The organism is Bacteroidota bacterium (assembly GCA_018266755.1).
GTDB lineage: Bacteria > Bacteroidota > Ignavibacteria > Palsa-1295 > Palsa-1295 > JAFDZW01.
Window position 1 is genome coordinate 187,266 of sequence record JAFDZW010000007.1, and the last position, 14,878, is coordinate 202,143.

At 54.9% G+C, this 14,878-nt stretch carries 6 protein-coding genes; all 6 read right to left on the reverse strand.

All coding sequences use genetic code 11. The annotated features are described in order from the left end of the window. Nucleotide 1 precedes the first annotated feature (1 nt). Nucleotides 2-1,084: a DUF2911 domain-containing protein gene (locus tag JSS75_14185; protein MBS1904851.1), complete on the reverse strand. Its 1,083-nt coding sequence runs from the start codon at nucleotides 1,082-1,084 to the stop codon at nucleotides 2-4. 137 nt (nucleotides 1,085-1,221) lie between these two features. Further along, nucleotides 1,222-5,037: a T9SS type A sorting domain-containing protein gene (locus JSS75_14190; GenBank protein ID MBS1904852.1), complete on the reverse strand. Its 3,816-nt coding sequence runs from the start codon at nucleotides 5,035-5,037 to the stop codon at nucleotides 1,222-1,224. Between the two features lie 354 nt (nucleotides 5,038-5,391). Next, complete coding sequence (locus JSS75_14195) at nucleotides 5,392-9,201, reverse strand: T9SS type A sorting domain-containing protein (GenBank protein ID MBS1904853.1); 3,810 nt, start codon at nucleotides 9,199-9,201, stop codon at nucleotides 5,392-5,394. Between the two features lie 167 nt (nucleotides 9,202-9,368). Beyond that, nucleotides 9,369-10,496, reverse strand: coding sequence for a DNA-protecting protein DprA (dprA, locus tag JSS75_14200; protein ID MBS1904854.1), 1,128 nt, complete (start codon nucleotides 10,494-10,496; stop codon nucleotides 9,369-9,371). A 384-nt stretch (nucleotides 10,497-10,880) separates the two neighbouring features. Beyond that, a complete protein-coding gene (locus JSS75_14205) occupies nucleotides 10,881-12,014 on the reverse strand; it encodes a T9SS type A sorting domain-containing protein (GenBank protein ID MBS1904855.1) in 1,134 nt (377 codons plus the stop codon). Nucleotides 12,015-12,093: 79 nt separating this feature from the next. Then, nucleotides 12,094-14,878, reverse strand: a 2,785-nt coding sequence (locus JSS75_14210; protein ID MBS1904856.1) for a T9SS type A sorting domain-containing protein, incomplete at its 5' end; no start/stop codon positions are given.

A 14,878-nucleotide genomic window follows, 5' to 3' on the forward strand; every position in this document is an offset into this window, starting at 1 on the left:
TCTACTTCTTCTTGAGCATCCCTTCCCATTGCGAGATCGTCCCCCCAATGCTAGCTTTGTTCGCATCGGGAGCTTTCGACTGAGCGATCTTCATTTGTTCGATCGCATGCTCGAGGTCGCCAAGACCTTCGTATCCACGCGCAAGACCGGCGTAGACGATCCACTCGTCCGGGTGTTTCTTCGCATTGTCCTGAAAGACCGCCATCGCTTCCTTCGGTTTGCCTTCCGCGATTAGTCCGCGACCGTATGCATTGACCTGCATCACCGATGCTTTCGAGAGCGCCTTCTGAAGCGTCTCATCGGCCTCGCTCTGCTTGCCAAGCAGTCGCAGCAAACGTGATTTTGTCTCCAGATTTTCGAAACGCGCCTCGATCTGTACCGAATTCTCGGCCCATTCGAGTCCCTGTTGGAGTTCGATGTTATTCTTCGCACAGAACGAAGCAGCGGAGTTATACCCTTGCCAGGTGAAGCCCGGCGTATTGCGTAGTTCGTTGTTGATGCTTGCGAGTACCGTCTTCCCAAGATCGATGCTGATCGGGATGTCCACTGCCAGCTTTTCCCAGTGCAGTCTTGCCAGTACGCTCGTCGGCTTTGGCTCGGCAAAGAGATACGTCAGATATTCTTCGAAAGGCGCCTCGTGCGGTTTGACACTCACGCGCAGCGCGTCCTCCGCCGGATCGTACGAGAAGCTGCCCCACGAGGTGTAGTTCTTGGAGAAGATCACGGTCCAGTCAGATGCCGATGGAATGAAATGCAGCCCGTAGGTACCAGCCGCGAGCGGCTTGCCGTCGATCATGACATCGGTCGAGAACGAGATGGTCGTGTTCTCGTTCGCGCCGCCGCGCCACGGGAAAGGTTTGCCGCCGTTGTAGGGGACGAGTCCGCCCCAGATTGGCCGGCCTTTGACGGCGGGGCGATGGTAGGTGATATCGATATCGGTCAGCCCGATGCGTTGCCCGACTCTTGCACCCTGGCTTTCGAACGGCAGGTGTACCGCTCCGGTGCCGTACTGTGCGTTTGTCGTGCGGATGAAGCAGAGGGAAGAGATCGTGAGTGCGATGGCAAAAAGATAGCGTCCGTTCATGAAGTTGTGTATGACTAAGTGATGGTTACCAACATAGAACACGCACGAAAAGAATTCGACGCACGGCAGCCTGCAAAAAGAACAGCCCCGCTCTTTCGAGCGGGGCTGTTCGCAATACGATTCAGATATCGTAGTTCTTACTTCTGCAATGTCATCTTGTGCATTGCGCTGTACGAACCGCTGGTGATCTTGTAGAGGTACGCACCGCTTGCGAGGTCGTTACCGGCATCGTCACGGCCGTCGAACTTGACGGATGTGACACCTGCCTTGACGTACTCATTGACAAGCGTACGGACAGCCTGACCGAGCGAGTTGTAAATCACAACCTGCGTCGGAGCGGCCTCCGGAAGCGTAAACGAGATCTCCGTGCTGTTGCTGAACGGATTCGGCATGTTCTGCTCGAGCGAGAAGTTCGTCGGAGCACCGATCTCGACGTTCGTCGAGTTCGACACATGCTGGCTGCCGTCCATATCCATTTGGATCAGGCGGTACGTGTAGGTGCCCGGTGCAACGTTACGATCGACGAACGAGTAGCCCGTCTGCGTATTCACGTTGCCCTTGCCATTGACGAAGCCGATCTTCTCGAAGAATTCATCGGATTCGCCTGCATGGCGACGCTCCACGAAGAAGCCCTGGTTGTTCTTTTCCCATGCGGTAGCCCAGGTGAGCACTGCCTTACCATTATCGTCCTTACCGTTGAGGTAGACGAGATTGATCGGCAGGATTGAGCTCTGGCTGACCATGGTACGGATCATCGGCATATACATACCGGCGTAGTTCCAGTACGACGGGCCGAAGAAGCCGGCGGTACACGGATTACAGATGTATGTACCCCAGACGAGGTAGTTGCCGAACGCTGCGGGATACATTGCAGGCCAGAAGCCGGCGCCCGGCGTCCAACCATTCCAGTTACCGCTATTGGCAACGTTCTCCATCGCGAATGCGCAGGAGATATCGCCGATATTGACATCCTGACCGATATTCGTACCCATCGGGTCGCTATAGATCGGCGGAATGACCGGAACCTGCGGATCGGTGACAACGATACGACCGCCGCCGCGCGAAATATCGGCGCCGAGGAAGTAGTTGTTCAAGCCGAGCTGGCTGACCGAAGCCCAGTAGATGCCCGGAGGCAACACGATCGGTTTCGGGAAGTAGTACGGCCAGTATTGGTCGAAGAGCTGACCCTTACGCGTATCCTGCATCAGAGCAGAGAATACGGTATCGCCGCTCGGTACGCAGCTTCCAGCCTTACCCTTGAAGATGGTCAGGCGGATCGGGTCATCGGACTGATTGCCCGATGCGAAGTATGCACGAATACCGTACAAGGTATCCTTCGTGACCGTCTGGAACTTCATTGCCAAGCTACCGGAGAGATCGTGGTAACCGACACCACGACCCGGCTGTACCTGCACGATGCTGGCGTTACCGCTGCCAGAAGCCGTGAGGTCGACAAGCGGGGTACCCGGTGCATCGCTTCCACCGTCGTCATAACCGAATTCAGCAGGTGCGCCCGGCTGACCGGCATCAAGGAAGAAGTCGAAGTGCGTGCCGTTGTCGGCAGTGTAGGTATCATACCCGCTCGAAGCAAGGAATGCGTGGACGCGGAACTGACCGCCCGTGCCTGCGAAGAGAGCATTCCATGCCGGCATGGTGATGGTCGTATCAGTACCTGCACGAAGCGAGGTGACCGTCTGCGTCTGCCAGTACACCGTGTTCTGGTTCGGATCGAGGATCTGAACACGAACCGGGAAGGCGATCGCAACGTCCGACGAGTTGTTGGCCAGGTGAACATACACCGGCAACGACACCATCTGCGACATCGGCATGTGCGTGTACGGCGTGACGACGCGTACCCACATTACTTCGATTTCCGGCTTGCGCGGAACCTGCAGAGCGATGTTATCGACGAACCAATCGTCGGCATCGTCATCCGGCGGATATGCGCCGTTGTCGTTGGCCTTCAGGCGCAGACGGAAACGGAAGTTATTCACCAGATACGTGAATGACGGCGGACGGTTGAACTGCTGAAGATTGATCGCAAAATGTCTGAACTCGAGGTCGTTACCGCCGTCGATGGCTGCAACCTGTGTCCAGCCGCCCGTCGACGGATTACATGCCGGCTCGTTCGGATTCTTAAGTTCGACGATCATCGAATCGCCGGGCTGTGCAACAGCGCCGCTCGAATAGGTGATGGTCTTTTCCGGTCCGAGAAGCACGTTACCATCCCAGTACAACGGGAAGTTGATCTTACCCGTACGCTGATAGTCGAAGGCGATCTGAGCCTTTGTTTGTGCGTTCAAGTTGAACGGGAAGCTCACTAGTGTATCGCCGGTGCGCTGACCGCTATAGATATTTCCGTTCAGATCGAGGCGGTCGAAGTGGATGACGGGGTCAAGCCACTGGTTCGCACCAACACCGTTACCGGACTCATAGCGCGGCGGCGGCGGATCGAAGGTGAAGATATCGCCTTCCTGTGCATCGGCACCGATCGAAACCCAACGGGTTTGGTCCGGCAACGAATACGCAACGGTCGAGCTATAGTTATCCGACGGATCGTTGAACGGCAATGCCGTCGTACGAATACCGAATACGCGGATACAGACCGTATCGTCGAACGGCCAGCGGTCGCCGATATAGTTGTCACCACCATCGTAGCTCGTCGCAACAGCGCATGCGTTGAACGTACCGAGCTGGTTGAGGATGTTCGGGTTCGTGGAGTATGCCGGGAAATCGCCCTGCTTCGTCGCGCGCTTTTCACCCGGAAGCATGTTATTCAAGGTGATAACGCGGCCGTAGACGGCGATACCGGTAATAGCATTACGAATCTGGAACTTGACCTTGAAGGATTGGTTGCCGAGATCGACGTTCTGATAGGTTGCTTGCGGGAAAAGCGAGGTACCTAAGCAGATTTCGTAGTTACGCGGCGGGAAGTCCACCGAGATTGCGCGGACGACGTTTCTCCAACGCACGAGCTTGATCGCGTACTGACCACCTTGGCGGAGATCCTTGTTACAGGTCGGGCAGGTGATGTTTGCGACAGCATCCCAACGACCCTTACCACTGTGAGTGCCGGCATTGACCGATGTCCACTGCTGACGGTTCTCGTTCATGGTACCGATGGTCGAGTTACGCTGGAACACGCGAGCGGCCTGAACGACCGGAAGCGTGAAGATCTGACCGGCGAACGGCCCATAGTTGATCTGAATGCTCGAGTCAAAGCGCGTGAAGACAATCTGCAACTTCGTGATGAAGAGCTTATCGTTACCACGGCCTGGTTCGACAGCGTTCGGCGAACTCGGACGAATGCGGAGATTATAATAGTTCACGAAGAACGAGTCGAGTGATGGCGACGTACGGACGTACACCTTCGTCGAGTCGTTGCCCGGGATCATATCTTCGTCTGCGAACAGAGCGGCAATAATCGCGCTCGGAGCATACGAAGGATACGACGACCCGAAGATCGCCGCATCGTTACGCTCGGCGTACATCGGAACGTTCGAACCGCTCGGCTTTGCCCACCCTTCCGAACTCGGACGGAAACCGATATATCCGTTCGACGAGATCGTCACAGAATCGTAGTTCTGATTATAGAAGTTGAACGTGAACCCGATCGGGATCGGACCGGCCAAACAGTCGTTGGTCGTATCCATCGTGTTGTAGTTCGATGTCTGATCCGGGCGGAAGAAGAAGTAGTTACCCGGGTTGAGCATGAACTGACGCGGACCGTTTTTCACGCGAATCCACGTGAACGACTGGTACGTTGTGTCCAGGAAGAAGTAGTTCGGGCGCCAGGGTACCGGGGCGTTGTCATCCGAGTCTACGGCATAATAGCCGGTCGACAGGAAGTTCGGTTCGCCGCGGCGATTCCCCTGTGCGTACGAATTCTGATGACCGAAGAGCATCGTGCCCGTCAGCGCCAGAAGTACAAGAAGAAGTAGCCGTTGTTTCATCGTATTCTGTGGTTTTGTTACAGAAGTTAGTAAATAGAAAACTCCCTACAGACACATGGATCCAGCGAACGCTCCGTAGAATCTATCCACTGGTACCAACGTCAGTTTTCCGTGGTATTTTTCACACCGAGGTGTAGGCCTCCGAATTCAGGGTTACTAAAATAAGAAAAAAATCGGCACCCCACCAGTAAAATGACCCCCGACCCTCCGAAAGGTTACAAACTATTTTCAAAATTTCGTGGAAAAATAGCATAGGCATGGGCAAATCGTGAAGATATTCACAGGTTGAAATTTTGTAAGACATTTGATTATAACGACTTAACAGACGTTAACCACAGAATATGATGACAGTGGTCAACGGATTACTATCAGTTTTTTCGTCAGGGAAATACCACCAGTGGTAAGGCGAACGAGATATGTGCCGGACGGCAGTAGGTTTCCTTGATCATCACGGCCATCGAATCGAATGGTTGTAACCCCGGCTTGCATCTGAGCCGTGAACAGCGTCCGGTCAACCCTGCCTGTTACATCATATAATAGTAGCTGAGCGAGCATTCCCTCCTCGCAGCGTATTCTGATCGACGGCTGCACGGTTGTAGAAATGGGTTGCAAGATCTCAAGCGATAGGCCGGGTTGTGACGTGATGGTTACTTCCGTAGTCGAAGACACGTGCTCGCCACCATCGAGATCGATCTGACGCAATCTATATATGTATGTTCCCTCATGGACATTGCCATCGGTGAAGGTGTAACCGCTTGCGTTCGACGTCGATCCGCTTCCACTGACAAAGCCGATGTTCTCGAAACGCCCATCGAGATCATCGTTACGACGGCGTTCGACGATGAAGCCACGGTTATCGTGCTCCTCCGCCGTCGCCCATGTAAGTAGTGCCTTGCCGTTGTCTTCGCGCGCATGGAAGTAGAGCATCTCCACCGGCAACCTTGATGGTGTATGAAAGACCGCGCGGATCATCGGGTAGTATGTGCCGGCGTAATTCCAATATGAGGGTCCGGACCAACCGGAAGTGCAAGGGTTGCAGATGTAGGTGCCCCATTGCAGGAAATTCGAGAATGCCGCAGGGTACGCAGAGGCATTGAATCCGGTGTCGAGCAGGAGCGGTGTCCAAAAGGTGTTCGCACCTGCTACATCTTCCATTGCGAATCGACACGCGAGTGAGCCGGTATTCTCGCCAGGCTGGAGGCTCGTTCCATATGCACTGGAATTCGCAAGCTGCATCACCGGTACCTGCGGATCGGTCAGCGTGATGCGTGCACCACCCCTCTTGCGTGTTCCGCCAAGAAAGTAGTTGTTCAACCCACGTTGAGATGCCACGACCCAATACGTGCCGGGCGGCAACACAACCGGTCGCGGGAAGTAATATGGCCAGTACTGATCGAAGAGCTGCCCTTTGCGAACGTCCAGCATCGCAGCGTGAGCAACCGTGTCGGGTAACGGGATGCAGCTATCGGGTGAGCCTCGCAGAATGCACAAACCGATCGGATCGTCGCTTTGATTGCCGTTCGCAAAGAAGAGACGGATGCCCTCGATCGTGTCAGTCGTGTTTGTCTCGAACTTCATCGCAAAACTTCCCGAGAGTTGATTGAAGCCGATCCCTCGTCCGGGTTGATAGAATACGATGCTGGCACCCCCAGCCGCAGATGCCGAAAGATCCACCATTGGCGTCGTCGGCATGTCGTTCACGCCATCGTCGTACGCGAACTCCTCGGGTTCGCCGGGGCCGGCGAGCGGGAGGTAGAAGTCGGAGTAGGTCGTGTTGTTCTCGGGATGCTCGTCGTAGTTCGATGCGATGAATGCTCGAACGCGGTACAAACCGGCTGTCGTCATCTTCGAGGCGTCCCACGGCGGCATGGCGAGCGTTGTGTCGGCGTTCGCTGCGATCGTGCCAAGCGTCGTGTATCTCGAGTAGACTTGTTTGCCGGTCGGATCGCTGATCTGCACCGTGACTGGAAAACCAATTCCAACTGGTGCGCCAATGTTCTTCAGGTGCACATACACCGGCAACTGCGTCATCTGCGTTTGCGGCATCTTGGTGTATGGCGTGACGACTCGCGCCCACATCACCTCGATCTCCGGCAGTCGCGGCACAGCGAGGTAGAGATTATCTATATAGAAGGGATCGCCGTCGTCGTCGGGCAGACCAGCACCATTGTCGTTCGCTTTGAGTCGAATGCGGAAGCGGAAGTTATTCGTGAAGTATGATTGGCTGCCGACCTTCAGCTTGTCGAGCGAAATGCTGACATGTTTGAACTCCAAGTCGTTGCCGCCGTCGATGGCATAGACGCGCCGCCATGAGCTTGCGCTCGGGTTGCAGGCGGGTTGTGTGGGGTCCTTGAGTTCGACGATGAGTGAATCGCCCACGCGAGCGACATGTGGCACCGTTGGGTACGCAGACGAATACACGATCGTATTCTCCGGTCCGTAGAGCACATCGCCATCCCAGTACAGTGGGAAGTCCATCTTGCCGGTACGCTGGTAATCGAAGGAAAGCGTTGCCTTGGTCTGATTCGCCAGGTTGATCGGCATGCTCGTGAGTGTATCTCCGACATTCGCGCCGATGTATGCGAGTCCGTTCGCATCGAAGCGGTCGAGCTTCACGACGGGATCGAGCATGCTGTCAACTCCGACCCCGTGGCCTTCTTCATACCTCGGTGGCGGCGGATCGAACGTTGCATCGTTGCCTTCGACGACGCTTGCTCCGAGCGAGACCCACTTCGTCGCGTCAGCAACGGCGCCGTGTGCAGTGATGGCGTAGTTGTCGCTTCCATCGGTGAACGGCGTCGCGGTCGTACGAATACCGAAGAACGTGGTGCGTACCGTATCGTCGAACGGCCATGTGTCGCCGAGGTCGCGGCCGTACGCATCGGTGCCGGTGGCGAACACGGCCACTTGCATTGTCCCGAGCTGGGCAAGCGTGTTCGGGCTTGTCGAGTAGAGGGGGAAGTTCGCTGCCGTTGTGGTTCTCGTTTCCTGGCGAATGAGACCGAGCATCGTGTCCGTTTGACCGTACAACGTTGCACCCGTAGTGGCATTGGTAAATCGCGCGGCAAAGGAGAAGCTGTGCTGGTTCAGGTCAACGTTCTGAAATGTTGCCTGTGGCTGCAGGTTATTTCCCAAACACAGTTCAAAGTTGCGTGTTGGCATATCGACCGACTTTGCGCGCACGATATTGCGCCAGCGTTTGAAGCGGATCGCATAACCGCCAGAGTCAGGCAACCAACCGTTACACGATCCGCATGTTGTGTTCGCTGTCGCATCATAGCGGCCATTGGTCAGATGCGTGCCCGCGAGAAACGATGTGTATTGTGTCGCCGACTCGTTGAGCACGCCAATCGTAGCGTTTCGCTGGAACATGCGAGCCGATGATGCGATCGGAAGCGAGCGCAGCGCACCAATAAATGATCCGTAGTTAATGGCAATACTTTGGTCAGCGCGAGTCAGGACGATCTGCAACCGCTGCAGATAGAGTTTGTCGTTACCCCAACCGGCGAGGATATAGTTCGGCGCCGATGGGCGAATCCTCACGTTATAGAAACTCACATAGAATGTATCATGCGCAGGGCTTTGCCGGACAAATACTTTCGTCGAATCGTGACCCGTGATCATATCCAGATCCGCGAACGCCGCAGCGATGATCGCTTTCGGTCCGTAGGAAGGATACGCGGTGAAGTCTGCGGCGTCGTTACGCTCGGCATACATCGGCAGCTTTCCGGCGGGGGTTGACTGGAGCCCATAGCCAAGGGCCGAGCCGAGAAAGCCGATGTAGCCGTTCGAGGAGATCGTGATGCTGTCGTAGTTCTTGCCGAAGAAGTTGAACGCAAAGCCGATCGGGATGGGCCCGGCGAGGCAATTGTTCGTCGTGTCCATGTTGGGGTTGCCGACTTGATCGGGTCGCCAAAAGTAGTAGTTACCCGCTCGCGTGCGTCGTTGGTTCGGACCCGATTGGATGCGTATCCAACTCGACGGCTGGTAGGTCGTGTCGACGAACGAGTATCGGACCTTCCACGGCTCGGGCGCATCGTCCTCGGAGTCAACGGCATAGTAGCCGTTTGCCAGCACGTTTGGCTCGCCGCGGCGCGCGAATGCGTGTGACGCGAAAGCAAGCGCGCAGAGAACGAGAAGGATGTGTTTCGTACCTGTACCCATCACCGCATTGTCAACAGTGTCTGCATGCCTCTTTGCTCGGCATGGATCCTGCTGCTGTTATGAAGGATCGCGTAGTCCGAACGGGGACGGACTGAGAGTCCGTCCTACTCTGGTTGGAGCTACTACCCTAACTGACACCTCAGGTCACAAAACGGTGACCTATATTTTCAGAAGATCGCTGTGAAGTGTTTGCCGGGGAGTTGGCGGATGAGGTCTTTGAACTCCAGCTCTAGCAAACGGACCAGTACGGTCTGCACGTCAACGCCGGAGCGTTCGATGATCGTATCTATATACAGTGGCTCTCCGGCAGTCGTGAGGATGTCATAGAGCTTCTTCTGATCTCCGCTGAGATGTTCGGCATGCTTCTTGATCTCGGCTTTGCTGCGTTCGTTCGAACCGTCGGAGATCCAGCCGAGACTCTTGAGGATATCCTGCGCATTGCGAAATGGCTTTGCGCGGCCTTCGGCGAGGAGGAGGTTCGGTCCGCGACTCATCGGGCGGTCAACATCGCCGGGAAGCGCGAAGACGTCGCGGTCTTGGTCCAGTGCGATCGACGCCGTGATCATCGAGCCGCCTTTCTCATCGCTTTCGATGACAACGGTCGAAGCCGAAAGGCCGCTAACAATGCGGTTGCGCCACGGGAAATTCTTCGCATCGGGTTTCGTGCCGAGCGGAAGCTCGGAGATGACAAGCCCACGGCCGGAGCGCACAAGCTCTGCAGCGAACGACTTGTTCGACGGCGGATAGATCACGTCGATACCCGAGCCAAGCACAGCGATCGTCGAACCGCCTGCATCGAAGACCGCACGATGGCCCGCGCTGTCAACGCCAAGCGCGAGGCCGCTCACGACGGTCACGCCCGCTCCGGCAAGATCGGTGCAGATATCTTTCGTCACACGCTTGCCATAGTCGGTGATGCGGCGCGAGCCGATGACGGCAACCATCCGCTCTGCCTGCAACAACGCGCGTTCGCCGTTGAGCCACAGCAGAGCGGGCGGGTTGAAAATGCTGCGCAGCGAGTCGGGATAATCGGCATCGAAGAATGTCATGATGCCGGCAGTCTGGGGCAATGCAGCAAGATCGCGTGTTGCGCGCTCGAGATTCTCGTCGCGCGATGAGAACCACTCTTCAGCCGTCGCCTTCCCGACACCGGGCACAGCGGCAAGCTTGCGCGCGCTTGCTTCGAACGCCTTGCGGCTATCGCCGAAGTATGTGCGGATCGCCACAAGCCTCCCGGCTCCGATCCCGCTCGAAAGCGACAATGCGTAATAGTATAGTAGTTCTTCGGATTCCAATGGTGCCCATCAATTGATCCGGCCTGTAATTCTCAACACTATACACGGGATGTCGTGTTGCAGGAAATAGTCGATAGTCCTATGCAGACACAGCTACCCACGACCCCCGCCCACGATTGAAATCGTGGGCTATGCGTCATTCGGTCCTTCGGACGTAATGCATAGGCAGTAGGACGGACTCTCAGTCCGTCCTTCTTTCGCACACCTGTCATTCTGAGGCGCCAGCCGAAGAATCCCTTCCGCAGAGCCGCAGCATCCCCACGCCACCACCCACCCGTAGGGGCGAGGCACGCCTCGCCCGCTCTCTCAAAGCCACCACCAAACAAAACGGGGCAGCCTCTCCCGAAGCCGCCCCGCCCGTTACTCGTTACTTTCAACTCGTTACTACTCCTGATGTACGAGCTTCACCGTCTTGACCTCACCGAAGCCGGTCGAGATGCGGGCGTAGAGTGTGCCGCTCGGCAAGCCGGTGCCATCGATGCGGATGGTATGTAGCCCTGCATCAAGTGAGCGCCCCTTGCCGTCACCCCATACCATACGTCCCAATGGGTCGTAGATCGAGACCGTCACGTAGGTCATGCGATTGAGCGTGAATGAGAGTTCGGTTTCGTTCAAGAACGGATTCGGACTCCCGGAGCAATCGACGAGCCCGATGCCCGAGAGGTTCTGACCCGATTCGATTGCTCGCCGTGTCAGCAGGAAGCCAAGACCCAGCGTGTCGAGGCTGGGTAGTACAGTATCGAGCTGGCCGGGGATGGCACCGCCACGGAGCCAAGCGTCGAAGCGAGCGACACTATCGAATTCGTACTGCTGTCGAAGGCCAGGTGACGCGCAATTCGAATCAGAGAGCAAATATTTTTCAATTGCCATTCCTGCGTTCGCAATGCGGTACGGTTCAACGCCGTATGTCGCAGCCATCGCGCCTACACAAGCACAGAAGTAGTATGGATTTGTCTTGTTAAGAAAAACGACAGAAATCAACCATTCCCTGTATTTATTCCATCTGGTCGAGTCATCCGTGTCGAATTTCGCTAATGCGTGCCCGAGGTACGTGAACGCATCGTACGATTGGTCGTCTGTAGCCGCACAGGATTCTATGTACCGTTTAAGGCTATCAAAACGCATTCGGTTTTCTGTCTCCCCAACTGCATCACCGGCCTCGAATAAGCGCCAACGCTGACACGAATCTTCATTGAGTGGCTGTTCGATGCGCTGCGGCTCCGGCGCTCCTCCTGAACCAATCCGTGAGAATCCGCCGCCGCAGTCAACACTAAATGAGTGGGCTTGCCAGGTGGTCAAGTTCGAGCCGCCACTACAGTCGAAATAGATGCCGTTGCTATTAGTGTGCGCACCGTCCCAAGACATCGAACCAGGCTGCGTACCAGTGGCAGTGCACGGATTGGCCCCACCCCAGTAGTTGTTCGAGACATCCCCAATGCTGGAGTTGCCGGTCCCGTTAACTGAGAGCGGCCGCAGGATGAAGCAAAGCAATGCGGCAAGTGTCAGTGTAATGTGCATGATCATACTAATATAGGATGCAATGGGACGACTCCTCTCGAAGCCGCCCCGCTCGTTACTCGTTACGTTCGACTCGTTACTACTCCTGATGCACGAGCTTCACCGTCTTCACCTCACCAAAGCCGGTCGAGATGCGGGCGTAGAGTGTGCCGCTCGGCAAGCCGGTGCCATCGATGCGGATGGTATGCACCCCTGCATCGAGTGAGCGGCCCTTGCCGTCACCCCATACCATGCGTCCCAATGGGTCGTAGATCGAGACGGTCACGTACGTCATGCGGTTGAGCATGAAGTTCACCGCAAGCTCCTGCGTGAACGGATTTGGCGAACTACTGCACGCACCCAATCCGAGTCCTGCTACAGATGGCAATGGGTCGTTCACCGAACGTGTCAGTAGGAAGCCAAGACCAAGCGTGTCAAGGCTCGGATCGATCGTATCTAACTGACCCGGAACCGCTCCGTTGCGAAGCCAAGTATTGTATCGTGCATCAATATCAAATTGAAGCTGATCGCGCAACCCCTGATCGTCGCAGTTTGAATCGGCTATCAAGAATTTCTCAATGGCTATTCCGGCGTTTGCGATCCGGTACGGTTCAACGCCGTATGTCCCGATCATTGTAGTGAGGCATGCGCAGAAATAGTGCGGATTCGTAGTATTCAGGTATAGAACCGAGATGAGCCATTCTCTAAAGGAATTCCACCTGGTCGAATCATCCGTATGAATATTACTGACAGACCCATAGAGAAACCCGAACGCTTGATAAGACATCGAATCAGTTGAGGCGCATGATTCAACATATCGTTTGAGAGAGTCATATCGCATTTGGTATTCCTCCTCGGTTTGTGGCTGACCGGCTTCCCACTGTTTCAAGCGTTGACAAGAGTCAAGGTCCACTACCTTCTGCACTTTCGTGGGCTGGTCGTCACCTATTCCATGGCTAGAAGTAAACGCACCACCACAATCCACACTGAACGGGCGCCCTTGAAGTGAAAAAAGCGTTCCTCCAGAGTCGGCGGTAAAGGAGATGCCGTTACTGTTTGTGTTCGTACCATCCCAAGACATTGCGCCAGGTTGCGTACCTGTTGCTGTTGATGGATCATCTCCTCCCCAGTAATTATTATCGATAAGTCCAAGCGCAGCAGTCCCACTTACAGTTGAGATCAGGAGCGGATCGCCGGACGAAGCAATCGTGTTGTTGCGTCCCCATTGCGTCCACCAACTTACGACAGGATTATCATTGCTGTACTTCACATAGCCGCCGTTCACCAACGACACCTGGCCTACACCCGATGATGATAGACCACTTGCATTTGACTGAATAGTATCGAAGGCGGCGGCGTCATCACTACCAGAGATCGAACCGTGTAATCCGGATAGATCAATAAACGAGGTATTAGATGCTGATTCCAGACCTGTGTTCGTGTTTGAAAGAAGACTAGAGAATATGATTTTTGGATTGTCAGTCACACCACTGCTATAACCTTCATCGCAGCCTGATATCCTGCACAGCTTTATGTACCCCTCATAAAAACTTGATACGATACCATCATGATTAGCATTTTGAATGATATTGTTACACAAGTATGCTTTGGTCTTGGGCACGGGTGTGATTGTTGTAGATCCAATGTTCTGAATACCAAATCTCCATCCCGATGCCGTAATCACATTGCTAACAACGTTTCCAGTTGTATTCTCGAGGAAAATCGCGGATTGTAAGTTCGTGTTAGACGTGGCGAACACATTATTATCAATCCAAAGTGATTTATACGACGTTGGTGTGTTGCAGTTGATCACCGAAATACCACAAATCAAGAATCCCGGCGGCACTGTGATACCTGAATAATGCTCAAACGTATTTCCAGATATGGTTACCCCACCGTAGTCGGAAGAGAGCGATGCGCTTCTGTTTACGATGATCGGTAGGAAGAAGTTATCGAACGTCATGTTCGATATTGAGCTACCGTTGATGGGTTCGTTTATACTGAAATCCGTCCTGGATGACGTTCCGCCGTAGAATGCGGCAAAACTCGGTGCGGTGGTATATCCAGGCACATTGTACTGGATAGTCGCTGCGCCCGTCCCCGAATTAGTGTAGTCTGTATAATAGCTACTTAGAGATGTGGTTGGGTAGGAAGCTGTGCTGATTCCCAGAATCTTCATCACAACTTGATCAAGAATTAAACTACTCACTGGAGGTACATAGGCATTTACCTTGCAGTAGTCAAGTGAATTCCCATCATTAAGAATCTCAAACAGTCCGGTCTTGTTGCTATTGGCGGTCGTCGTCGTATTCATGGGCGAGATATTCTGTTCGTAGAATATTTCGACGTCAGCGTACGAGCCGGTGATCGACTGCCCGGGGTAGATCGCGCCTCCGTGAACAGTGAGCCCTGCATATGTAGGCCCGCTTGACGATCCGGTGAGCGTGGTTACGCCCGGAACGAGCTTGCTCGGCGAAGCCGCCCCAAAGAAGTCCCAGAGACCGCCTGGGCCAACGTTTACCTTTCCCCCATCGGTTACACCCGAAGCAACATCGAACCTGGAAACCGGGAACGTGTAGAGATGGGTATGGCCGTAGATGGAAGACGGCGTAACGTCCAGTTCCAGCCCATTTGCATTGAAGATAATACTTCCCTCGTTAAGGAGACCGTAATATCCGGCCGCACTGGTGGTGTAAGGATCATGTAGATACAAACCGGCAGTGGTACTTGAATTGACTGCTCCATAGTTCGGATCGGTCCAGACGGTCATCTCGATACCATCGCGTGCGATGAGCGCACCGGTCGAGAGGCCGCCGTGGCCGCTGCCATCGGCGATGTAGCAATCGTTCGTGGCCAGCGTGTTCTCCTCGATCTCTTCGTCGAAG

Coding starts and splice junctions, on each gene's coding strand:
- JSS75_14195 (MBS1904853.1), bottom strand. CDS start 9,201: ATGGGTACAGGTACGAAACACATCCTTCTCGTTCTCTGCGCGCTTGCT.
- JSS75_14205 (MBS1904855.1), bottom strand. CDS start 12,014: ATGCACATTACACTGACACTTGCCGCATTGCTTTGCTTCATCCTGCGG.
- JSS75_14190 (MBS1904852.1), bottom strand. CDS start 5,037: ATGAAACAACGGCTACTTCTTCTTGTACTTCTGGCGCTGACGGGCACG.
- JSS75_14185 (MBS1904851.1), bottom strand. CDS start 1,084: ATGAACGGACGCTATCTTTTTGCCATCGCACTCACGATCTCTTCCCTC.